This is a genomic window from Mesorhizobium ciceri WSM4083 (genome assembly GCF_000519305.1).
Taxonomy (GTDB): domain Bacteria; phylum Pseudomonadota; class Alphaproteobacteria; order Rhizobiales; family Rhizobiaceae; genus Mesorhizobium; species Mesorhizobium ciceri_B.
In genome coordinates this window covers 1,042,431-1,063,475 of sequence record NZ_JAFG01000003.1, presented here as the reverse complement: position 1 = coordinate 1,063,475, position 21,045 = coordinate 1,042,431, and the positions used below count along the sequence as shown (strand labels likewise).

Here is a 21,045-nt window from a genome sequence, read left to right as displayed (position 1 = left end):
AGAACCGGACGAGGGGTTCAGGTGCCGCATGCCTTGGCGTAGACCTCGATGCTTCGCTGGACGTGATGGATCGCGATCTCTTCGCCGTCGCAGGCTCGGTCGGCCCAGGTGGCTGCCGAAGGCAGGTGCTGGAGAAACAGCGTCACCGGCACCTTGCGGCCGTTCAGCGTATCGAAGAGCCGGTCGCAGGCGGCACGGGCTTGCGGGGTCGCCCAATAATATCGGATGCGATCGGAATAGGAGTAGTGGCGCAGCGTCCGTTTGTCGGCATCGCTGCCATGATAGTGGCTTGCCCAGTTCTTGGGCGCGGCTTGCATCAACTCTTCCATGGCGTGGTAAAGCGGCCGCTCGCCATAGCCAGGCACCAGGTCGGAAGCGATCAGGTCGAGCGCGTACAGCGCCTCGCGCAGTTTGAAGGTCAGCTCGGGGCCGACCTTGAGGATGGCGAAGCCGTCCTCGACGAGTTCACGCAGCGGCCTCTCGCCCTGATAGTCCGTCGAATGGGCTTCGAAAATGAGCGACGGCAATGTGCTCAGAGTTGCCGCCAGATCGCTGGCCTTTGCCCGATCGTAGAAAATCACATTCTGGTTGCCGAACTCCACGCCCGGCTGCACGACAAGCCCGATGACGCGGGAAAATGCGCTTTCAAGCCCGGCGGTTTGGAATGCCTGGGCGTGAATGGCATGTGTCCGGCGAGCGGCCTCCGGACTGGTCGGGGTGATCGCATCCAAAGCGTGATCGGCGCCGCCGGCCGGCGGCACTTCCGTCCCGATGATGTAGACCGGGCTTGCCCCGCCGCTCTGCGCTGCCGCCTGCTCCGCGACGCCTGCCAGCCTGGCCGCGCGCCCGGCCACCGTGTGGTCGTCTAGCGCCGCCGGTTCACCCGCGCAGCCCATCGACGCATCGAGGTGGATCTTGCGGAAGCCGGCGCGGACATAGGCATCGACCATCGTCCCGGCCTGCGCCATCGCCTCCTCGGCGGGCCGGTCTTTCCAGGGATTAGGGCCGAGATGATCCCCGCCAAGCACGATCAGCTCTTCCGGGCACTGCTCGGCTGCCGCGAGCGCTTCCACCATCGCCGCGAAATCGGCCGGCGTCATGCCCGTATAACCGCCCAGATGATTGACCTGATTGCACGTCGCCTCGATCAGGACGGTGGTGCCGGTTTCCCGGCCGCGGCGCAGTGCGGCTTTCAGCACCAGGGGGTGTGCCGAACACACCGAGGTCACCCCGATTTTCTTGCCTTCCCTGTGCAGGGCCGGCACATCTTCGATCGCCACACGCATCAGCTTCTTCTCGCCGTTCTTGCCATGAAATCTTCCAGCTCGGCCCGCGTGCCGGCTCCCTCCATGGGGCCGAGGCGTGTGACGTTGCGCGCGCCTGCCGCGTTGGCGAATTCGAGCGCCGTCTGCAGCGCCATGCCCAGCCGCCGGCATGCGACATAGGCTCCGCCGAAACAGTCGCCGGCCCCGGTGGGGTCCGTTTCCTCGACGATCAGGCCGGGGCAATCGGCGCGGGCTCCGGTGCTTTGACGGGCTGACGCGCCACGTTCGCCGCGCTTCACGGCGATCTCCTTGACCCCTCGTTTGAACAGCGCCTCGATTGCGCGTTCCTCGCCGTCCATGCCGGCGGCCAGGAACAATTCGTTGCCCGACGGCAGCAGCAAGTCCGCTTCGTCCACCAGGCCGGCGAATTTCTCCTCGGTCTGCCCGTGCGCCAGCAATTCCTTGCGCAGGTTCGGATCGAGCGACATCGTGCCGCCGCGCGCCTTGATCAAGGGGATCGCGCGTTCGGTGATCGCCCAGGCGGCGGGGCTTGCGAACACCGTTCCCATGACGTGGATATGCCCGCAACGCGCGATCAGCGCCTCGACCTGCGGGGTCCATTCCAGCCGGGCGGCGGCGGATTTGGCGATGTTGTAGACGAAATCTCGACTTCCGTCCGTGCGGTAGCGAACAAAGGCGCTGCCCGTCGGATAATCCGAGGAAACTGCGATGGCGGAGATGTCTACGCCGTCTCGCTTCAGGCGCTCCATGTTGACGAAGCCGAAATCGTCGTCGCCGACCACGCCCACCATTGCCGCCGCTCCGCCCATACGCGCGCATTGATCGATGAAGATGGCGGGCGCGCCGCTCGGAAAGGGGCCAATGAGGTCGATCGGTTCCCGGAAGCCGGTGCCCGTCTGCCTCGCGACGATCTCTACCAGGATTTCTCCCATCGTCACGGTTGGCCCGAGCGAGTCCGGTGCAAGTGTTTGGGGGAGGTCGTTCATCAAGCGTCCGATCCTGGGTATGGTGTCGTTTGCGGTTTCACGACGCCGAGGCGCAAGAGGATTCCTACCGGATCGATGTGAATCGATCAGCTGCCATCACGCTACAAACCTGCATGCATGGTCAAGCGCACACTTGGAACAGCGCGCAAACCCTCAGCCGGGAAACAGGTCCAGGATCGACGACAGACGGTTGGTACTGAGATCGACGTCGCCGAGCTGGCCGCCGCTGGGGAGATAGCCAACCACGAACAGACCGGCGGCTCGTGCGGCCTCAGTGCCGGTGCGGCTGTCTTCCACGGCCACGACGGACCCTGGAGCCATGGCGAGCTGCCGGCAGGCCTCGCGATAGGGCGTTGGGTCGGGTTTGCCGGCCGAAACGTCGTCGAGGCTGATTGTGAGGCTCATATGGTCGAGCACGCCGAGCGCAGCGAGATTGGCATTGACGACTTGCCGGCCGGAATTCGACACGCAGACCTGCGGGACGCCGCGGTCAGCCAGGGTCCGGATCGTCTCGACCGCCTCGGGGATCGGGACGGCGTCGGCCCGGTTCGCGACGTAGTGGGCATTGATGGCGGCGAGCCACTCCGCCTGGTCGAGCCCGGCTGGGAGACGGGGGCGCAGCATTGTCCAGACGTCGCCCATATGGATGCCGCGAAAGGCTTGGTCGGGCAGGTCGTCAAGATCGACGTTCCAGTTGCGGCAGCCGGCGAGGAGAGATTGATGATGCAACGGCTCGCTGTCGATCAGCGTTCCGTCGATGTCCCAGGCGACGGCGCGATACATCACGATGACGATCCCGCTTTGGTCGCGCCAGGAGCCGACAGGCGTGCATAGAGATCGCGATAGCGGCGATAGCCGTCGCGGTAGATGTCGGCCTTGCGCGGGTCGGGATCCAGCCGGTCGGCGAAGCTGACGAAACCGGAAACGCCCGACCAGTCGTCGGTCAGGCCGACGCCGATCGCCGCCGTCCAGGCAGCGCCGATGCAAGAGCCGGGGTGCCCGGTCAGGCGTTGGACCGGCTTTTGCAGGACATCCGCGACAATCTGCATCCAGACCTTGCTGCTTGAGCCGCCGTCGGAGGCGAGATAGCGCTCGGTCCGGTGGCCCATGTCGTTGAGCACCTCTACATGATGCGCGATGGCAAAGGCATAGGCCTCGAGCAAAGCGCGCCAGACATGGCCGATATCGTGCGACAGCGTCAGCCCATCGATCACGCCACGGGCCGCTGGATCATGGATCGGCGTCTTCTCGCCGAGGAAATAGGGCAGGATGATGAGGCCATCGGCACCGGCGGGACGCTCTGCCGCCAGCGCATCGAGCCGCTGGTGTACCGAAATACCCTCGGCCTGTGCCGCGACCATCTCGCCGCCGGCGAAATTGCGTACGAACCAGTTGAGGCCCGAGCCGCCGGTCGACATGCAGCCATTGGGCATGAACAGGCCCGGCACCAGGTGGTAATCGAGATACATGCGCGGATCGGGCTTGATCTGATCGGTGGCGATCAGGATATCGACCGAGCCGCCGAATTTCAGGAGGACATCGCCTGCTTTGGCAACTCCGGCACCGAGCGCGGAGGCGATCATGTCGGCCGCACCACCGACGACAGGTGTTCCCGCCATCAGGCCGGTCTCATCCGCGGCCTTCGCCGAGACGGAACCGAGGATCTCATGCGAGGCGATCTTTCGGGGCACGGCCGAGCGCGGTATGTGAGCGAGCGCCACCAGATCGTCGTCGATCCGGTGCGTCGAAACATCGACGAAGCCGGCCTCCAGCGCCCAGTTCTGCTCGACCGCACGTTCGCCGGTGAGGCGCCAGTTGATATAGTCATAGGAGCCGAAAACGGTGGCGATGCGGCTGAACACCTCCGGCTCGTGACGCTCTATCCAGCGCAGCTTTGCGGTGACGAGCTGTTGGTTGATGCCGTTGCCGGCCTTGGCGATGAAAGCCGCCTCATTGCATTCGGTCCGCAGTTCGGCCACTTCGGCGCCACAGCGGCCGTCGCTCTGCTGGATGCTCGGCCGCAGCACCTCGCCCTGGTCGTCCACAAGAACGACCGCCGGCAGCATGCCGGTGGTGCCGACCGCCACGATCTCTTCGGCCTTGATGCCGCTGGTCCTGAGCAACTCCTGCACGATGTCGCGGACATTGGCCCACCATTGCGCTGGATCTTCCTCGGCCCAGCCCGCATGCTCGGAATGCAGCGTGACGGGGCGCGAGGCGAGGCCCCTCACCTGATCGGGAAGCCGGATCAGGATGCCGATCGTCGAGGTGGTGCCGATATCGAGACCGAGAACGAACGCCATGTCGAATCCATTGAAATGCCGGGAAGGGCAGGCGGGCGAACCTGTCTGCCTCGTTGTGTTCCACTGCTCGATACCAGTCGATCATTCCGGACGCCGGCCCGCAACGATCGATATGATCACCGCGAGCCGGCGGTGGCCGGCATCGCCGTGGAAGCCGTCCTCAGCGCAAGGTGGCGACAACGTCCATGAAGCGCTTGACCCGATCGCCGTCGACGGCGTTCCAGGTGTTGCCATCGATCTTGAAATGGGTCCCGATCACGACGCCGCTCGCCAGCGAAAGGACATCGCGGACATTGTCGATGTTCACGCCGGTGTTGGCGAAGACCGGCACGTCCTTGATCGTCTCGCAGACGCTGCGCAGGTGGGACTGGTCGGCCGGCTGGCCGGTGATCGGACCGGAAACGAGGATCGCGTCTGCCATCGACGAGAACACCGCGCTCTTGGCGCGCAATTCAATCGGGCGCTGGTCGAGCGAGTGTGCGAACTCGGCATTGATGTTGAAGAGAAGCTTCATGTCGTCGCGACCAAGATTGTGCCGCAGGCGCGAGGCGGCGGCGCAATCGGGCTCCCACAAGCCCATGTCGGAAGCGAACAGGCCGGTGAAGATCTCGCGCACGAAACGGGCTCCGGTGGCCGCCCCGATCGCGACGCTGGCGGTCGGGTCCCAGAGATAATTGACGCCAAACGGCACTTTCAGCTCGGGCTTCACCGCCTGGACGATCGCGGTCATGGCGGCGATGCCTTCCGGCGGCGCCTTGAAGACATAGGGGCGATCGTTCTCGTTGCCGAACATGATGGCATCGACGCCGCCGCTCTGCAGCTTGCGGATGTCGGAGAGCACGCCATCGATCAGCTTGTCGAGGCCGCCATCGGCATCATAGAGGGGCGTTCCCGGCAGGGCACCGATATGTGCCATCGAGATGACAGCCTTCTTCTTGTCGCCGAAAAATTCAAAAACCATCGAGTCGTCTCCTTGGGGATAAAGTGAAAATGTTGCGCCTCAGTCGCGCGTCAGTGGCGGCGCGATGCGCAGGTCGACCTTGGCCGCGGCGAGCGCCGCGGCGATCTTGGCCGGCGGCTCGGCATCGGTGATGAGGATATCGATGTCCGACAGTGGCGCTATCCGCACCAGCGACATGCGCAGGAATTTGGCGGAATCGCACAGCACGATCTTGGTGCCCGACCGTCTCAGATAGGCGCGCTTCATATCGGTATCATCGAAGGAATAGTCGAAGAGGCCGTCCGCCGTGATGCCGGAGACGCCGATCACGGCGACGTCGAACCACAGCGCCTCGAACTGGGCGATGGCCGAAGGCCCGCCGGTCGACATCTCGTCGGCCCGTACGCGGCCGCCGGCAACATAGACCTCGGGCGCGCCGCCGTTCAGCAGCGCCGCGATCCTGAGGCTGTTGGTGAACACCTTGGCGTGCGGAAGGTCCCTGAGGTGCTCGGCCATCAGATAGGTGGTGGTGCCGACATCCATCGCGATGGTGCGGTATCCCGAAACCAAGGCGGCCGCGGCCGCGGCAATCGCGGCCTTCGGGTCACGGCGCTGGCGCAAGCGCGAATCGAAACTCGGCTCCTCACTGTCCATGGCGACCAGCGGCGGGTTCTCGGCCTCGATCGCGCCGCCATGGATTCGCACCAGCCTGCCCTCGCGTTCCAGTTCGACGAGATCGCGGCGGATCGTCATGTCGGAAACGGCGAGTTCGGCCGCTGCCGCAGCGACGGTGAGCGACCCCGTGCGGCGCAGGAAAGCCAGGATGCGTGCCTGTCGATCGTGCGCGAGAAGGCGCTGACGGTCGGCATCACGCGGTGCGCCATGCGTGGACGATAGGGGAGAGGTGGTGTCGTCGGCCATCGATGTATCCGGTGGGTAAGCCGCTGACGAAGCGGTCTGCAACTTCGACTCTACCGTATGATCGAACATTTTTAAACAAAAATATGTTTGCAGTGTTCGAATTTATTGGTATGCATCTCCATATCAACAGAACGCATTCCGCCACCAAGCAGAGAGAATACGACCATGCCGGCTGCCTCCGTCATTCCTCCAGTGCTTGCCGAACTCGCGGGCAAGCGTGCCTTTGTGACGGGTGGCGGCGCGGGGATCGGTCGCGCGATCGCGACCGCCCTGACGCGGCAGGGTGTCGCCGTGGCGATCGGCGATCTGGATCCCGACGCGGCGCGCAAGGCGGCCGAGGAGATTGGCGGCGGTGCCGCCGCCGTCACGGTCGATGTTCGCCGTCGCGATTCCGTCGAGGCGGCCTTTGCAACTGTGCTGGAAGCGCTAGGCGGCTGTGACATCCTGATCGCCAATGCCGGCGTGTCCACTATGCAGCATGCGCTGGATTTGACCGACGAGGAGTGGGACTTCAACTTCTCGGTCAATGCGCGCGGGGTGTTCCTGGCAAATCAGATCGCTGGACGGCATTTTGTCAAGCAGGGCAGGGGCTGCATCGTCAACACCGCCTCGCTTGCGGCGAAGGTCGGTGCGCCGCTCCTGGCGCACTATTCGGCATCCAAGTTCGCCGTGCTCGGCTGGACGCAAGCCTTTGCTCGCGAGCTCGCGCCCAAAGGGATACGCGTCAATGCCGTCTGCCCGGGGTTCGTCAAGACCGGCATGCAATCGCGAGAAGTCGAGTGGGAGGCGCATCTGCGGCAAGTCACGCCCGAACGGGTGGTCGCCGACTATATAGCGCAGACGCCGCTCGGCCGGCTCGAGCTGCCGGAGGATGTCGCCGACGTCGTCGTGTTCCTCTGTTCGGATCAAGCCCGCTTCATGACCGGCCAGGGGGTCAACGTGACCGGCGGCGTCTACATGACCTGACGGCTTTTGGCCGCTGCAGCCGGATCCTGATGCTGGCACGCGCCATCCAAAAAAGTGAACACATATGATCAGAAGGCAGGCTTTTAATGTTATATTTTGTTCTCTAAGATGACCGTTCGCTCGACTTCGGCCTTCGGCGTTCAGCCGGGCGAGACGGGTTCATGAGGAAAGTCTATGGCGTCTATCGAGCTCGATCGCGTTTCCAAGCTCTACGGCAATGGCAATTACGGGGTGCATGAGGTCGATCTCACCATTCCTGACGGTGAATTCGTGATCTTTCTCGGCCCGTCGGGATGCGGCAAGTCCACGACGCTGCGGATGATTGCCGGCCTGGAGAGTATCTCTTCCGGCGATCTCCGCATCGGTGGCAAGAGCGTCGCCAATGTCGCGCCGCGCGACCGCAACGTCGCCGTGGTGTTCCAGAGCTACGCGCTCTATCCGCATATGTCGGTGCGGCAGAACATGGCCTTCGGGCTGACGATGCGCGGCGTCGACGCAGCGGTCATCGATGCCAAGATTGCGGACGCCGCTAACCTGCTCGGGCTGCAGAACCTTCTCGGCCGCAAGCCGGCGGCGCTTTCGGGCGGCCAGCGGCAGCGCGTCGCGCTCGGTCGGGCGATCGTTCGCGAACCGGCGGCCTTCCTGCTTGACGAGCCGCTGTCCAACCTCGACGCGCAGCTGCGTGCCGAAATGCGGCTCGAACTCGTCAAGCTGCACCGGCGCCTCGGCCGCACCATCGTCCATGTCACGCACGACCAGGTCGAGGCCATGACCATGGGTGACCGCATATGCATCATGCGCGATGGTCGTCTGGTCCAGGCAGGCCGGCCGCTCGAAGTCTATGCCGACCCGGTCAACACCTTCGTCGCGCGCTTCCTGGCGACGCCGCCTATGAACCTCATTCCGGCCACGCTTCAGCCCGCACCTGGCGAAGGGCTCTCCGTCCTGACCGACAGTGGTGCCGTGCTTGCCGTCCCCGTCCGCCACCACAACGCCTATGGCGAATGTGTCGGGCGCCGCGTCATTCTGGGCGTGCGGGCCGAGGATTTCCACGAAAGCCCCGACAAGCCGGACTGGCAGAAGATTGCCGTACGGGTCGTGACCGTCGAGGCTCTCGGCGCCGAGAACGTCCTGATCGGCCAGATTGCCGGTCAGGCCACCGGCAGGGATGATGCCCACCCCGCCGGAGGCGACAAGCCGTTGGAGATCGCCGCCCGCCTCAGCCGTTATTTCACGGCGCCCGTCGGCTCGATCGTCGAACTCTACATCGACCCGCTGCCGATGCACCTCTTTGATCCCGAAACCGAACTGGTCATCGCGCGGCCGAGCCTCATGCGGGCCACGCGATGACCAGCATGGACAGAAACGAACGGCCGGCCTTTCGTCGCCGCTTCGGCTTGCATTTCGGGCTGATTGTCGTTTGCGCCATCGTGCTGCTGCCACCGCTCTGGGTGCTGCGGACAAGCTTCGTCCCCGAGCAGCTATCCTACAGCAACGAGCTGATGCCGGCCTTTACGACGGACAATTATTCGGCGCTGCTGTCGAGCCGCTTCGGTCAGTCCTACCTCAACAGCCTGATCGTCGCGCTCGGCTCGGTTCTGCTCGCATTGCCTTTTGCCGCCACCACCGGTTATGCCTTCGCCCGCTTCCGTACGGGCGGTCGGTGGGCGCGTTTTGCCGTTCTGGCGACGCAAATGCTGCCGCCCGTGGCGCTGGTGCTGCCGACCTTCACGCTGTTCAGAAGCCTGGAGCTCAGCAATTCGCTGACCGGGCTGATCATCGTCTATGCCGCGCTCAACCTGCCTTTCCTGACCTGGATCCTGATGGGCTTCTTCGAAGGCATTCCAGTCGATCTGGAGTGGGCGGCCATGACCGACGGCGCGACCGCCTGGGGCGCCTTCTGGCGCATTGTGCTGCCGGTGTCGATGCCCGGTATCGCGGCCGCCGGCGTCCTCGGCTTCATCCTGGCGTGGAACGAGTTTTTGTTTGCCCTGGTTTTGAGCGGGCCGAAGACGGCGACCATACCGGTTGCGCTCGCCGCGTTGCAGACCTCGAACGGCGTCCAGATCGCCAAGGTTTCTGCCGGCGTCGTCCTTGCCATCCTGCCGCTGGTCGTGGCTTCCCGCTTCATCCAGCGTTTCATCGTCCAGGGCTTGACGTTCGGCAGCGTGAAATAGGCCGGCCGCTCCGAGAGCCGACATGGCTCGCTAGCCGGTTATGAAATCGTGGCGGGATCACCGCCGCGTCCAGAGGGAAAGAGGAGTAGAGAGTTATGACTTGGAACAAGCAGACCTTGATCAAAATGCTGATGACGGCCGTGAGCGGGGCAGCTGTTGTCGGCGCATCGCTTCCGGCCAGGGCGGCTGAGCCCATCACCTTGCACGCCTTGATGGAGGACGTGCCGGAAACCAAGATCATTGAAGCGCTGTTGCCCGAATTCGAGAAGCAGACCGGCATCAAGGTCGAGTTCGAGAAGATCGGCTATCCCGACATGCACGACAAGCTGGTGTCGCAGCTGACCGCGTCGCAGAGCTACTACAATGTGCTCGAGGTCGACTTCCTGTGGGCCGGCGAATTTCCGGCGGCCGGCTGGCTGGCCGACCTGAAACCCTTCGTCGAGAAATCCAAATACGATCTGAGCCCCTTCATTCCCTCGACGCTTGACCTGCTCGGCCGAACCAAGGACCAGCTGTTTCTGGTGCCCATGTACAACTACTCGATGGGCCTCCTCTACCGCACGGACCTGATCGGCGACGAGAAGCTCAAGGCCGCCTACAAGACGGCAACCGGCAAGGAACTCGCTTTGCCGACGACGCTCGAAGACTATGTGGCGATTTCCAAATTCATGAAAGCCAATGCCGGCGTCGCCGGGGCCGCGATGCAGGGCCAGCGCGGCGATCCCAACAGCATGGAATTCTCCAATTACCTGTTCTCCGCCGGCGGCAGCTATCTCAATGCCGACGGCAAGGCGAGCCTCGACACGGCAGAGGCCAAGAAGGCGCTCGATCTCTATGTCGACAACATCCAGCATGGCGCCCAGCAGGGTGCCGTGTCGGCGACGCTCGACGACACCATGCGCCTGATGTGCAGCGGTTCGGCCTTCAGCATGGTCACCTATTGGTGGATGCTGCCGCAGATGGACGATGCCGTGAAGTGTCCGACGGTCGCCGGCAAGGTTGGCCTGTCGGTGATGCCGGGGGGCCATGGCGAAAGCGGCGGCTGGGGTTGGGGCATTCCCAAGAACACGTCGCCGGAAGAGCAGGAAGCCGCCTGGACCTTCATCCAGTGGGTGCAGAGCAAGGAGGTTTCGGTGAAGCGTGCGCTCGAGGGCCACGCGCCCGTGCGCAGCGATGTCTATGCCGATGCGGCGGTGCTGGCGAAATATCCCTTCTACAAGACCGCCGAGGATGTGGTGGCGACCGGCAAGTCGTTCCCGATCTTCACCTATTCGGCGCAATATGAGGATCTGCTCGGTACCCAGCTCTCGCTGGCGGCTGGCGGCCAGGCGACTTCGGAGGCGGCGCTGAAGGCGGCTTCCGACGGCCTGCAGGGGCTCCTCGACAAATAGCGGTCCGGCTCGGCAAGGAGATCCGGCGCGGCGGTGTCAGCCGCCGCGCCGGATCTTGACCAGACCCAGCAACGCCACCCCGACCAAGGCTCGGCTACGATGCACAATGCGATCAAAAAAGGATGGGCTGCCCGTGGCCGCGAGTGGCGGACCGGCTGGGCCTTTGCCTTGCCCGGCCTGCTGCTGCTGGCGATCGTGATGGGCTTTCCGCTGGCCTATGCCTGCATCCTCTCGATCTCCTCGATGACCTTGATCAAGCCGCAGCTTCTGCCGCTTGTCGGGTTCAAGAATTTCGCCTCGATGATCGGCGATGAGCTGTTCTGGAACGCACTCTGGCTCACCGTGCGCTATTCGGCGGTGACGGTGGTCGGCGAATTCGTGATTGGGCTCGGCATCGCCCTGATGCTCAACCGGACGGTCCGGATGAAGCCGGTCTATTTCGCGGTTCTGACCATTCCCATGGCGATGTCGCCGATCAGCGTCGCCCTGATCTGGCGCATGCTGCTCCAGCCCAATCTCGGCATCGCCAATCATCTTATGGAAACATTCGGCCTGCCGCGCCTCGACTGGCTAGGCACGCCAGGCATGGCGCTCTGGACGATGGCGGCGATCGACATCTGGCAGCAAATGTCCTTCGTTGTGCTGATCCTCGCCGCAGGGCTCGCCGCTTTGCCGCGCGATCCCTATGAGGCGGCTGAAGTGGACGGCGCGCGCGGCTGGCAGCAATTCGTCTACATCACCCTGCCGATGCTTCGGCCGGTCGCGGCGATCACCATCATCATCCAGCTGATCAACGAGTTCCGAACCTACGATCTGCCCTATGTCCTGACCAAGGGCGGGCCGGGCAATGCGACCGAAGTGCTGAGCTTCTTTGCCTACCGCCGCGCCTTTCTCGGCCTTTCGCTCAACGAAGGCGCGGCGGCCGCGTTCGTGCTGCTGCTGATCGTCCTTCTGCTCACCGTGATCTTCTTCGCCGTTCTCGAACGCTCGCAATCGGGTGAGGGCCGGAAGTAGGGTTGTTAAGCCTTGAGCAATCTATACGGCCTATCCTGGCTTGCAGATTGTCGAGGGAACATGAAACGCCAGCCGCTTCTGCTTTTCGCCTTTCCGTTTCTCATTCTGGCTGTCCTGGCAGGGGAGCGCATGGCGACCTTGTTGCTGGGCGCCTATCCAGCCAGCCCCACCGCATGGTGGCTATGGCTTGAACTGCGCCCTTTGTCGGCTATGTTCTGGCAGCAGGTGGATGTCTATCTGGGCAGCTCCATGGCTCTCGACGCCGCCATCCTCGCCGCCGCATCGATCGTCTGCTGGATAGCGTGCCACGCCAAGCGGTCAGCTTTCGTCTTTCTCGCCAACCATGTCGCCCTGATTTTCGCCGGGCTGATGATCGCCGTCGGCAGCCATTCGGAAACGGCGAGCACGATTGCCGCATTCACCTCGCCCCGCGGCCTTCAGTTTTCGCTTGCGGTCGATTTCACCTTGAAGAACAGCTTGGTGCTGCTTTTTGGCATCGTGGCCTGTGCCTACTGCCACATCGCCTTCCTCACCGAGGCGCGGGAGCGGTCCGTCCGGGCCATCCGCATCCTGGCGCTGCAGCGCGATCTCTAGAGCATATATCGCGTCTAGTTGATCCGGCGGTAATAGACCTTGCCGTCGGGCTGCTGGATGCGCTGGTAGTTGGAGCTTGGGGCAGGGGGCGACGCCGATGCGATTCTCCTCCTGGGTGCGGGCGCCTCGATGACGCTGGGCTCGCTCGCGCTCTCGCCGTCGAGGGCTTCGGGCGCTTGCGCCAGCGTGCTGGTGGCGATCTCGGACGGTTCTTGCGCACCCGGCATGGCCTCGCCGCCGGCGACCGGCATAGTCTGCCCCAGCCGGGCAATGCCGGCATCGATCTCGTTGAAGCTGCCTTGCAACTGGCTGTCCAGTTTCTCGAACCGGCTCTGAAAACCATTGTTGACCGTGTCGAGCCGTGCCGCGATCCGCTGCTCGAACGCGCCGAGCTGCTCCAGCCGCGCCTCGACGAAACGCAGGTCGCTCATGCCCCGATAGAGATAGACCGCGGCCGCCATGTTGATTGCGGTGATCAGAAGCGCGCCACCGGCGACGATGACGCCGATCGTCTTTGCCTTGCTGAATTTCTCGGTGGCAACCGGTTCGCGCTGTTCCTGGTTTCCGATATCGATCGCCGGCATGTCCGGTTCGCTGATCATCGTCATTGGACCACCACCTTTGCGCCGACCGCGACGCGTTTGAAAAGATCGATCACATCCGTGTTGGTGAGACGAAAACAGCCCGATGTCCCATCGAAGCCGACACCCGACGGGTCGTTGGTGCCGTGTATGCGGTAGAGCGTGTCGCGCCCGTCCCGCGACAGGTAGAGCGCCCTTGCGCCGAGCGGATTGTAGGGGCCGGCGGGCACCATTTTCGGCAGCTCCGGCTGGCGGGCGCGCATTTCCTGCGGCGGGCGCCACTCCGGCCATTCGGTCTTCGCCCCGACCTTGACGGTGCCGGTCCAGCCGAACCCGTCGCGCCCGACGCTGATCTGGTAGCGCAGCGCCTGGCCCTGGCGGGTCACCAGGTAAAGCGCCTTCTCGTCCTTGCGGATGATGATCGTTCCCGGCTGCTCGGCGGTTGCGAAGGCAACGGCCTTGCGCAGGCTGGGTCCCATCGCCGGCAGCGGCGGCCGCTCCGAAAGCGCTGATCGCGCCTCGGCGAAGTCGTGGACGGACAGCGCCAGCGCCACGCCGAGCACGCAGGCGCCGGCGAGCTTCGGGGCGATCCGATATCTATCGGGCAGCATCATCGAGCCGCTCTTTGAACATCCGCTTCAGATCCTTGTTGAAGCGCGCCCGCCCATCCACTTCGGAAGGCGGGATGGCCCTGTTCAGCGCATCGGTCAGGAGCGCGTTGTCCAGCGCCACCGACTTGATGTGCGGCGCCTTGAAGATCTTTTCGAGCTCGCTGCGCGAAAAATGGTTCCCGAACCATTTGCGCTTGTGCTTGTTGGCGACCAGCGTGATGCTGACCGCATTGCCACGCAGCTCGCGGATCTTCTTGTAGAGCCGCTTGCCTTGCCGCAGCGAAGCGACATTGAGTTCGAAGACGATGAAGATCTCGTCGCTCGTCGACAGCACGGAATTGTGCCAGGGCGTTTCCAGATTGGGCAGGTCGATGACGATGTCGTCGAAGCGGTAGGCGACGAGATCGAGCAGCCGGAAGACGAAATCGCTGCCATGTGGCTCGAACGGCAGTTGCGGCCGCTCGAACGCGTAAAGGGTGAGGCCGGACGGGCGCGACAGCTTGATGACGTCCATCAGCTCGACATCGAGCCGCTCCGGCTGGCCGATGATGCCGGCAAGGTCGAACTGGTTGAACAGATTGAGATAGGCGCCGCAATTGGCGCTCTGGAAATCCAGGTCGACGAGACAGGTGGATGCCGCGCGCTCGGCTGATTTCGACGCCAGGAATTCGGCCGCCGACAGCGCCAGCGTCGTGGCGCCGGCGCCGCCGCTGGCACTGATGAAGGTGATGATCCGGCTCTTCGTTCCCTGGTTGCCGGTGTCGTGGAAGGTCACCGCATTGAGCAGCTCCTTGCCGTCGAGCGGCTTGTGCAGCCAGTCCGAGGCGTTCATGCGCACCAAAACGCGCGTCTGCTCCGAGCTCAGCTCGTCGGAAACCGCGATCAGCGGCACGCTGGCCCAAAGCGCGCGCGCCTCGACGATGCCGGGCCTGCCGAGCAGCTCGCCATTGCCGAGATCGAGGATGACGATGCCCGGCCGCGTGTCGGCCGGCGGCCCCTTGAGAAAATCGCTCGTCTCGGAAACCCTGACGTCATAGATCGCCAGCGCATCGAGCCGCGTCGCCACATCGCGCTTGAAATTCGGATCCGACGAAAACAGCGCCACCTGCTTGCGCTTGGTCGGCGTAACCTTGGTGTTGATGGCATTCATGGGAAGGTGCTCTTTAAATCTTCGCCCGTGACCGTGCTCAGCATGGAGGGCATGGTGATGGTTCCGAAACCGAGAAACCCGGCCAGAAAGAAGAATTGGAAGGGATGATTGGCAATGCTGACGGTGATGGTCGGCACCGGCCCGCTGGGCCGCGTCCAGTAGCCGAGGCCGGAAGCGGCGTATTCAATCTGCACCTGCGATTTCTCAAGCATCGGCAGAAAGTCATGCATTCCGGCACGGTTGGCGGTGCCGTCATAGATCGCATCGAACGAGGCCTGGTTCGCGTTCTCGGGCTTGCACAGGCCTCCACCGATACTGCAGCAAGCAACGCCTGCTGCACTTGCCGTGCATACATAATCATACGTGCCGGCCGGCACCGCAGTCCCCACTTTAGTTAAATCGCTCTGCGTGAGTGCCTCAGAGGGAAGCCCGATGGCGACAGGAGTAGAAATCTGCGCAAGTCTTGCGCCGGCTTGCACCGCCTTGTTTCCAGCGTTCCACTGATAGAAGGCGTAGCCGAAATCGACGAACCCGAGCAGAAGCGTTAATAGCAGTGGCATTGCAATGGCCATTTCGACCATTGTTGTCCCAGACAGGTCCGAGCCGAATTTCCTTGCCATCACCATCCGACGACACGCTCCTGATGCGATGCGGTGATGTCGATCGTTCCAAAACCTAGGAAATCCCAAAAAACGACGCCGCTGTAAGGCAGCGCAGTGCTGACTTGAACGACATCAACCGTGCCGGTGCTGCTCAGGTAAAGCTGTGTCCCACTGCCGTCGACCGCCGCCGTAGAGGTCTTGCCCACAGTGATTTCTGCCGTGGTCCATCCGGTGACCCTGGCGCTGCCGCCGGTGACGGCGCCATTCACTGCGAGGTTCTTTCCCAACGCGACACAATTGTTCCAGGTGCTGTCGCTGCAGCGCGCCATATAGCGCGCCGCATCTTCCACACCCGCCGCCAGCAATAGCCGCGTATTCAAGATGTTTGAGAACTCAAAGACTCCCGCCGACAGCAGCAGCACCAAGGGAACTGTGATGGCGACTTCTACCAAGGCGGCGCCACCTTGGTCGCTCTGGAACCGCTGGATGATTCTGCCCAATCTCGTCATGTCGACTCTACCGATACAATTGGGCTTCGTTGCGGAATGCTTTGTCTACAAGGGTGTTATTTGCAAATCCGCCATCGACATCGACGATCTCAAGGCTGATCGCCTTCTCGGCGCCTGTACCGTCCGGATTGTCCTCGTCGTTGGGATTCACCTTCTGGATGGGGTTGTTTATGAAGACGCTTGCATAGCCATCCGGCCGGACTGCGGTGTGGCCGTTCAGCTTCGCCTGGTTTGCTTGGCAATCGATAATGGCCATGTTCATCAGCCGGCGGCTCGGATCCGCCTTGGTGAGGTCCCCCTTGTAGCAGGAAGGCGTTCCAACTTCGTTCGAAGGCCCTTTCGATTTGTCGCCCACGATTCCGGCCGCGATTTCATAGTTGTAGACGTCATACCTGGAGGCGGGGACGTTACGCTTGAGAGGGTCGGTCTTCGCCGGGAGGTTCGGATACGCTGCGTTCTTGTGATTGGCGGCCCAGTAGGCGGTCCAGAAGGAATTCGCGGCGATCGGCAGCGTCATGCCCTTAGCGGAGTCATAGCCGGTGCCATCCGGGAGAGGCAACGCGGAACCATCCGTCGCGACATCGAACTTGTTGCAATTGCTGTTCTTGCTGGCCCCCTTGCGGACATTGCTCGCCGGGCGGTAGCCGAGGTCTTTGTTGTTTTTCAGATTGCCCTGATAGAGATCGAACCGGACATTGAGACCAGTATTGACCTGACCCAAGGTGACACCCGTTTTCGTGGTCAGCGAAGTGCGGCTGTAGCAGGTGCCGGCGGTCCCCTTGGCCATTCCCTCCTGTATCGAGGTCAGACCGTTTTCCAGCAGGCCAAAGTTGCCGGGACCGGGGTTGCTGTCGACCTTTAGGATACGGAATTCTCGGCTATAGGTGTCGCCCGAAGCGAACGCTTGCTGGATCGTCTTGCTGGTCAACGGGTCGTTGGTCTCGAACGGATTGCACATGAAGATTGGCACCGTTTCGCAGATCGACTGGACAAAGCCGGCCACGGCCTGCGGCTGGATGTCGATAGTGTCGTTGCTGCCGATAAAGCTAGCCGGAAAGATTGTCGCAAAAGCACCGGCACCGTCCGCCAAGCCAGAAGCGTTCACTGTCACCAGGGAGAATGTCACCGCTTTGGGGTCGGTGCTTGCCCAGTTGACGCCATTGGCGTCGACACCAGCGGCACTCAAAGTGATGCTGTCGTCGGCAGGTATTCCGGTCAGATATGTGACCGTCACATCAGCCACGGCGAGCGTGTGGTCGTGAGAGGTAGGATCGTCAGATGTCGAAAACTTGGTTTTGTTGGTGAGTAGGGTGGCCTTCGCCAGATTGGCTCGCGTGATCGAATCTGCTCTACCATCCAGTTCCGCAGCGGTCGCAAGCGCAAGCGCATCGACACCTTTCTGCAGATCGTTATGCAGTCCGTTGGCCCGGCTCATATCGATTGCCAGCACGGCGAAGCCGATAAGCACGGGCAACATGATAGCCACGAGGATCATCGCTATGCCGCGTTGATCGTTCCAGAAGGCACGAATGGTCCCCAACATGACCTTACTCTCTGCTTTCCTGCGCCAGGGCCCCTCGCATGCCCGGCGCCCTCCGCATCCTTCCGTTCAGTTCACTGCGTTTTTGCACCGCCGACATTGACCGTGATCGCCGGTGGTGGTGGTGGTGGTGGTGGATATTTGTAGGCCTGGGCAACGGCAGCGGCGCGTGCGCCGTCGCCTTCGATATGTGTGTTTCGGGACGCCGGATTGAGCGGGTCGACCGTCTGCAGCATCGAATTGTATTTCTGCGTGTCGCCGGCGGCCAGGGTCACCGAATCGTAATGGTTCAGATAGTCCGCGGCGCAGCCCGATAGCGCGCTGGCGCACAGAAGGAGGATCAAGGCGCTATTTCTTGACATAGAGCATCTTGTCCTTCGATTTGAAGTCGAGCATGTGGCCATAGGGGCCGGTGACGCCTTCGCCCAGTTCATATTTGCGGACCATGTCCTTGGTCACTTCAAGCTGGCCGAGCACGAAGAATTCCGGATCGTTGGCGGGCCGCGTCTTGTCGAACGGCGTCGCCAGCTGCTCGCCGGGCTTCACCGGCCGCACGATGTGCGGCGTGACGATGACGACCAGCTCGGTCTCTTCCTTCTGGTTGCTCGAATTCCGGAACAGCGTGCCGATGACCGGCACCTGGCCGAGCCACGGGACCTGCTCCTGCAGCTTGGTGGTCTTGCTGGACAGAAGCCCGCCGACAGCGAAGCTCTGGCCGTCGCGCAACTCGACCACGGTGTCCAGTTTGCGGTTGGTGAAGATCGGGTCGCCCGCGGTGGTGAAGCCGGTCAGGTCGCTGACCTCCGGCGCCAGCTTCATATGGATCTTCCCGTCGTCGAGCACGACCGGCGTGAACAGCAGATTGACGCCGAATTGCTTGTACGTGACGGTTACCTGACCATCATTGCCGACGACACGGATGGGCACTTCGCCGCCGGCGTTGAAGCTGGCCGGCTCCCCGGACAAGGTCGTGAGATTTGGGTTCGCCAGGGTGCGCACAACGCCCTTGGCTTCCAGCGCTTCGATGATCAGGTCGACCTTGATGTTGCTGTCGATGACGCGAGTGATCAGCGCTGCGAAAGGATTGGTGTTCGACAGCAGGCCGCTAAGCAGCCCCCCCGGTCCGAGCACGACATTGTCCTCGTCAGCGGCAGCAACCCCGGTACCGGTACGGGTTGTGCCATTGCCGTTGGTGCTCCTGATCGACACGCCGAGATCGCGGCCGGCATTCCGCTTAGCTTCCAGCACGCGGACTTCCAGATTGACCTGCTGGCTGTCGTCGACGATGACGGAGTTGATGACGGCGTCGGGGCCATATTGCTGCGCAACCGCCATGATAGCCGCCAGTGTGGCGCCGTCCTTGACATGGCCTCCAAGCCTGACCTTGCCATTGACCGAGCCGATTTCGATGCGCGACTTCGGCGCCACCTGGCGGATCGCCTGCGCCATGTCGCTGACATCGACGCCGACCTCGATCTGGAGGGCGCCAAGCGAACGCTTGTCCGTGGAAAACAGATTGACAGTGGTGGTGCCGGCGCCCTTGCCGATGACATAGAGCGTACGGTCGGTCATTGGCTGTGCATCGGCGATCTTCTCGTCGCCGACGACGATATCGCCCAGATTTGCACTCACCTGGATTGTCACCGATTGCGACATCGGCAGGAAAACGCGATGGACGCTGGGGGTCGACACGTCGATGAAACGGTCGGCCGCGCCGGCCGCCAGGCTCGATAGCAACAGCGCTGCCAGACAAGGCAACGCGGCCGCCACCGCCATCCTCAACCAAGACCCCTGCATCCCCGTCTCCCCAGTTACTGCCGGTGGCAGCCCCGTTTTATTAGCCGCACCTTATCATGGTTGTCGCGGCACGTCATATGTCTCGAGCTTCACACCCCGAAAAACGCCGATCGTTGCCCGCGCCGGTGGCGTGGGGGGCACGTATTTGACTTCTTCCTTGACGACCGGCTGCGGTGCGGTCACCGCTGCGGGAGCGGGCTTTACCTTGCCCAGCTCGTCGAGGCGGCTTCCCACTTTTTCCACGGCCTGGGTCAGCCCGGCAATCTTGTCCTCGGCGCGCTTGCGCTCGGCGGCAGCCTCTGCTTCGGCCGCAGCCTTCTTGTCGAGCTCCGCCTGCCTGGCGGCGACATCGGCCGGCGTTTCGCTGGTCAGGTCGGAAAGTGTCACGCGTTCGGTCGTCTCGCCCTTGCTGGCGGCGGCCTGGCGCAGCGCCAGCGACAATTGCCCGGCGCCTGCCGCCAGTGTCAGCTTCTGCGCATCCTTGGTGCTGGCTTCGAGCGTCACTGATTTGACGACAGTGGGGCTGTCCTTGCTCACATCGGCCACCTGGTCGATGGCGAGCACCTTCATGCTCTGCAGCAGCACATCGACAAAACTCCTGTCCGCCCCATCGTCGCCGCGCGCGGTACGCGTTAGAAGTATGTCGACCCGGTCGCCGGGGAAGACGAAGCCGGCAACGCCGAGAACATCATTGACCCGGATGGAAACAGCTTTCATGCCGTCGCCGAGCACTGCCGAAAGCGTGGCGCGTTGGCCAGGGCCTGTGATCTTGGCGGTAAGGATCGGTTCATTTACACTGATCGCCTGAAGCGCCTGCCTTGTGCCTTCGCCGGCCAGGGCATCCTTTGTCGTCTTGAAAGCGCCTGCCGGTAACGCGCCCGCCGGCCAGGGAATTTCCCGCAGTTTGTCGGCGCTTAGCGTATCGCCGAACTTCAGCGGCATTGCCGCCACCACGACCGTGTCGCGCTGGGCGCCATTCGACTGCGCCATCGCACTGCGCTGGTCGGCGAGCCAGATGTTGGCAAGCACCACCGCCATCACCCCGAACACGCCGGCGAGGACAATCATGATGAGAGTATTGGCGCGCATCTTCCCACCCCAAATCGCCCCCAAGGGCGAATGCTAGTCACTTCATAATGCAAAGAGCTGGATCGAGATCGAACGACCCCGATCCAGGAGTTCAAGTTATGATCAGCAAGTTCCGGCGGCGAGCCCTGTTTCATCAACGCCCTTGCCGTTAAGATTTGCGCAGAGACCGGTGAACTGATCACCGACCCAGCCGCCGATCGCCAGCACCGCTACCAGCGATGCCGCAGCGATGATGCCGACCAGGATGGAATATTCGACCATGGCAGCGCCGTTTTCATCGTCGCGGAACTGCCGGGTCATCGTCATGAGCTTCTTCATGTCAATTTCTCCCTTTGGAGGTTTGAACCCGACGAGACAGAGCAAAGGATGAAATCCATACCCAAGCATCCCCCGTCATCTCGATCCTAGGTCGCGAGAAAACGCAGAGTCAAACGAGATTAAGGGTTCCTTAACTTTCATATACGTGATTCGGCAAGAAGATGGCAAAGTCAAATCTTATCAAGGGATTGATTCTTTTCATTTTTCGCTCCCCTTAACCATTCGTTCACAATTTGGCCGCGCATGTGGCAAAACCATGGAAGCATTAGC

At 62.7% G+C, this 21,045-nt stretch carries 22 protein-coding genes; 6 read left to right on the top strand and 16 right to left on the bottom strand.

What is annotated here, in order from left to right; genetic code table 11:
* Positions 1–17: 17 nt before the first annotated feature.
* The 6 genes from MESCI2_RS0105265 to MESCI2_RS0105240 all read right to left on the bottom strand — a co-directional run bounded on the left by MESCI2_RS0105265 (position 18) and on the right by MESCI2_RS0105240 (position 6,436).
* Positions 18–1,286, bottom strand: coding sequence for a D-tagatose-bisphosphate aldolase, class II, non-catalytic subunit (locus tag MESCI2_RS0105265; protein WP_032900326.1), 1,269 nt, complete (start codon positions 1,284–1,286; stop codon positions 18–20).
* On the bottom strand, positions 1,286–2,272 hold the full coding sequence (locus MESCI2_RS0105260) for a tagatose kinase (RefSeq protein WP_027035653.1): 987 nt from the start codon (positions 2,270–2,272) through the stop codon (positions 1,286–1,288). Before MESCI2_RS0105260 ends, MESCI2_RS0105265 begins: the two co-directional genes overlap by 1 nt.
* A 153-nt stretch (positions 2,273–2,425) precedes the next feature.
* Positions 2,426–3,055, bottom strand: a complete 630-nt coding sequence (locus tag MESCI2_RS0105255; RefSeq protein WP_027035652.1) for an HAD family hydrolase — start codon at positions 3,053–3,055, stop codon at positions 2,426–2,428.
* Positions 3,055–4,575 (bottom strand): FGGY-family carbohydrate kinase, encoded by a 1,521-nt coding sequence (locus tag MESCI2_RS0105250; RefSeq protein ID WP_027035651.1) that lies wholly within the window; start codon positions 4,573–4,575, stop codon positions 3,055–3,057. Before MESCI2_RS0105250 ends, MESCI2_RS0105255 begins: the two co-directional genes overlap by 1 nt.
* A 160-nt stretch (positions 4,576–4,735) precedes the next feature.
* On the bottom strand, positions 4,736–5,536 hold the full coding sequence (locus tag MESCI2_RS0105245) for a BtpA/SgcQ family protein (protein WP_023809131.1): 801 nt from the start codon (positions 5,534–5,536) through the stop codon (positions 4,736–4,738).
* Between the two features lie 39 nt (positions 5,537–5,575).
* Positions 5,576–6,436: a DeoR/GlpR family DNA-binding transcription regulator gene (locus MESCI2_RS0105240; protein ID WP_027035650.1), complete on the bottom strand. Its 861-nt coding sequence runs from the start codon at positions 6,434–6,436 to the stop codon at positions 5,576–5,578.
* Positions 6,437–6,601: 165 nt separating this feature from the next.
* On the opposite strand from MESCI2_RS0105240, the gene MESCI2_RS0105235 reads away from it, so the two are divergent.
* From MESCI2_RS0105235 to MESCI2_RS0105210, 6 genes are all read left to right on the top strand, one after another.
* Entirely contained in the window at positions 6,602–7,402 is an 801-nt protein-coding gene (locus MESCI2_RS0105235) for an SDR family NAD(P)-dependent oxidoreductase (RefSeq protein WP_050596463.1), read from the top strand.
* 174 nt (positions 7,403–7,576) lie between these two features.
* Complete coding sequence (locus tag MESCI2_RS0105230) at positions 7,577–8,752, top strand: ABC transporter ATP-binding protein (protein ID WP_027035648.1); 1,176 nt, start codon at positions 7,577–7,579, stop codon at positions 8,750–8,752.
* Between the two features lie 5 nt (positions 8,753–8,757).
* The gene (locus MESCI2_RS0105225; RefSeq protein WP_032808731.1) at positions 8,758–9,579 is read left to right on the top strand and encodes a carbohydrate ABC transporter permease; all 822 of its coding nucleotides are present in this window, start codon (positions 8,758–8,760) and stop codon (positions 9,577–9,579) included.
* Between the two features lie 95 nt (positions 9,580–9,674).
* Positions 9,675–10,970: an extracellular solute-binding protein gene (locus MESCI2_RS0105220; protein ID WP_081738596.1), complete on the top strand. Its 1,296-nt coding sequence runs from the start codon at positions 9,675–9,677 to the stop codon at positions 10,968–10,970.
* A 33-nt stretch (positions 10,971–11,003) separates the two neighbouring features.
* A complete protein-coding gene (locus tag MESCI2_RS0105215) occupies positions 11,004–11,984 on the top strand; it encodes a carbohydrate ABC transporter permease (protein WP_245270224.1) in 981 nt (326 codons plus the stop codon).
* 60 nt (positions 11,985–12,044) lie between these two features.
* Positions 12,045–12,578: a hypothetical protein gene (locus MESCI2_RS0105210; protein WP_027035644.1), complete on the top strand. Its 534-nt coding sequence runs from the start codon at positions 12,045–12,047 to the stop codon at positions 12,576–12,578.
* A gap of 14 nt (positions 12,579–12,592) precedes the next feature.
* Here MESCI2_RS0105210 and MESCI2_RS0105205 read toward each other — a convergent pair whose 3' ends face one another.
* The 10 genes from MESCI2_RS0105205 to MESCI2_RS01000000134295 all read right to left on the bottom strand — a co-directional run bounded on the left by MESCI2_RS0105205 (position 12,593) and on the right by MESCI2_RS01000000134295 (position 20,775).
* Complete coding sequence (locus MESCI2_RS0105205; RefSeq protein WP_027035643.1) at positions 12,593–13,186, bottom strand: hypothetical protein; 594 nt, start codon at positions 13,184–13,186, stop codon at positions 12,593–12,595.
* On the bottom strand, positions 13,183–13,773 hold the full coding sequence (locus tag MESCI2_RS0105200; protein WP_027035642.1) for a L,D-transpeptidase: 591 nt from the start codon (positions 13,771–13,773) through the stop codon (positions 13,183–13,185). Before MESCI2_RS0105200 ends, MESCI2_RS0105205 begins: the two co-directional genes overlap by 4 nt.
* On the bottom strand, positions 13,757–14,920 hold the full coding sequence (locus MESCI2_RS0105195; protein ID WP_024502270.1) for an AAA family ATPase: 1,164 nt from the start codon (positions 14,918–14,920) through the stop codon (positions 13,757–13,759). The genes MESCI2_RS0105200 and MESCI2_RS0105195 overlap by 17 nt, the downstream gene beginning before the upstream one ends.
* Positions 14,917–15,546: a TadE/TadG family type IV pilus assembly protein gene (locus MESCI2_RS0105190; RefSeq protein WP_155936578.1), complete on the bottom strand. Its 630-nt coding sequence runs from the start codon at positions 15,544–15,546 to the stop codon at positions 14,917–14,919. Before MESCI2_RS0105190 ends, MESCI2_RS0105195 begins: the two co-directional genes overlap by 4 nt.
* The gene (locus MESCI2_RS0105185; RefSeq protein ID WP_027035640.1) at positions 15,540–16,031 is read right to left on the bottom strand and encodes a TadE/TadG family type IV pilus assembly protein; all 492 of its coding nucleotides are present in this window, start codon (positions 16,029–16,031) and stop codon (positions 15,540–15,542) included. The genes MESCI2_RS0105190 and MESCI2_RS0105185 overlap by 7 nt, the downstream gene beginning before the upstream one ends.
* A gap of 7 nt (positions 16,032–16,038) precedes the next feature.
* Complete coding sequence (locus MESCI2_RS0105180; protein WP_081738595.1) at positions 16,039–17,574, bottom strand: TadE/TadG family type IV pilus assembly protein; 1,536 nt, start codon at positions 17,572–17,574, stop codon at positions 16,039–16,041.
* 71 nt (positions 17,575–17,645) lie between these two features.
* Positions 17,646–17,915, bottom strand: coding sequence for a hypothetical protein (locus tag MESCI2_RS0105175; protein WP_245270223.1), 270 nt, complete (start codon positions 17,913–17,915; stop codon positions 17,646–17,648).
* Positions 17,916–17,919: 4 nt separating this feature from the next.
* Positions 17,920–19,368 (bottom strand): type II and III secretion system protein family protein, encoded by a 1,449-nt coding sequence (locus tag MESCI2_RS0105170; RefSeq protein ID WP_027035637.1) that lies wholly within the window; start codon positions 19,366–19,368, stop codon positions 17,920–17,922.
* Between the two features lie 54 nt (positions 19,369–19,422).
* Positions 19,423–20,457 carry a Flp pilus assembly protein CpaB gene (gene cpaB / locus MESCI2_RS0105165; RefSeq protein ID WP_027035636.1) on the bottom strand — a complete coding sequence of 345 codons (1,035 nt, stop codon included), beginning with the start codon at positions 20,455–20,457 and terminating at the stop codon, positions 19,423–19,425.
* Positions 20,458–20,559: 102 nt separating this feature from the next.
* The gene (locus MESCI2_RS01000000134295) at positions 20,560–20,775 is read right to left on the bottom strand and encodes a Flp family type IVb pilin (protein ID WP_050596462.1); all 216 of its coding nucleotides are present in this window, start codon (positions 20,773–20,775) and stop codon (positions 20,560–20,562) included.
* Positions 20,776–21,045: the final 270 nt, after the last annotated feature.

Bases quoted from the DNA above. Each gene is read 5' to 3' on its own strand.
- MESCI2_RS0105265 (WP_032900326.1), bottom strand. From the start codon at position 1,286: ATGCGTGTGGCGATCGAAGATGTGCCGGCCCTGCACAGGGAAGGCAAG.
- MESCI2_RS0105260 (WP_027035653.1), bottom strand. From the start codon at position 2,272: ATGAACGACCTCCCCCAAACACTTGCACCGGACTCGCTCGGGCCAACC.
- MESCI2_RS0105255 (WP_027035652.1), bottom strand. From the start codon at position 3,055: ATGTATCGCGCCGTCGCCTGGGACATCGACGGAACGCTGATCGACAGC.
- MESCI2_RS0105250 (WP_027035651.1), bottom strand. From the start codon at position 4,575: ATGGCGTTCGTTCTCGGTCTCGATATCGGCACCACCTCGACGATCGGC.
- MESCI2_RS0105245 (WP_023809131.1), bottom strand. From the start codon at position 5,536: ATGGTTTTTGAATTTTTCGGCGACAAGAAGAAGGCTGTCATCTCGATG.
- MESCI2_RS0105240 (WP_027035650.1), bottom strand. From the start codon at position 6,436: ATGGCCGACGACACCACCTCTCCCCTATCGTCCACGCATGGCGCACCG.
- MESCI2_RS0105235 (WP_050596463.1), top strand. From the start codon at position 6,602: ATGCCGGCTGCCTCCGTCATTCCTCCAGTGCTTGCCGAACTCGCGGGC.
- MESCI2_RS0105230 (WP_027035648.1), top strand. From the start codon at position 7,577: ATGGCGTCTATCGAGCTCGATCGCGTTTCCAAGCTCTACGGCAATGGC.
- MESCI2_RS0105225 (WP_032808731.1), top strand. From the start codon at position 8,758: ATGGACAGAAACGAACGGCCGGCCTTTCGTCGCCGCTTCGGCTTGCAT.
- MESCI2_RS0105220 (WP_081738596.1), top strand. From the start codon at position 9,675: ATGACTTGGAACAAGCAGACCTTGATCAAAATGCTGATGACGGCCGTG.
- MESCI2_RS0105210 (WP_027035644.1), top strand. From the start codon at position 12,045: ATGAAACGCCAGCCGCTTCTGCTTTTCGCCTTTCCGTTTCTCATTCTG.
- MESCI2_RS0105205 (WP_027035643.1), bottom strand. From the start codon at position 13,186: ATGACGATGATCAGCGAACCGGACATGCCGGCGATCGATATCGGAAAC.
- MESCI2_RS0105200 (WP_027035642.1), bottom strand. From the start codon at position 13,773: ATGATGCTGCCCGATAGATATCGGATCGCCCCGAAGCTCGCCGGCGCC.
- MESCI2_RS0105195 (WP_024502270.1), bottom strand. From the start codon at position 14,920: ATGAATGCCATCAACACCAAGGTTACGCCGACCAAGCGCAAGCAGGTG.
- MESCI2_RS0105190 (WP_155936578.1), bottom strand. From the start codon at position 15,546: ATGGTGATGGCAAGGAAATTCGGCTCGGACCTGTCTGGGACAACAATG.
- MESCI2_RS0105185 (WP_027035640.1), bottom strand. From the start codon at position 16,031: ATGACGAGATTGGGCAGAATCATCCAGCGGTTCCAGAGCGACCAAGGT.
- MESCI2_RS0105180 (WP_081738595.1), bottom strand. From the start codon at position 17,574: ATGTTGGGGACCATTCGTGCCTTCTGGAACGATCAACGCGGCATAGCG.
- MESCI2_RS0105170 (WP_027035637.1), bottom strand. From the start codon at position 19,368: ATGCAGGGGTCTTGGTTGAGGATGGCGGTGGCGGCCGCGTTGCCTTGT.
- cpaB (WP_027035636.1), bottom strand. From the start codon at position 20,457: ATGCGCGCCAATACTCTCATCATGATTGTCCTCGCCGGCGTGTTCGGG.
- MESCI2_RS01000000134295 (WP_050596462.1), bottom strand. From the start codon at position 20,775: ATGAAGAAGCTCATGACGATGACCCGGCAGTTCCGCGACGATGAAAAC.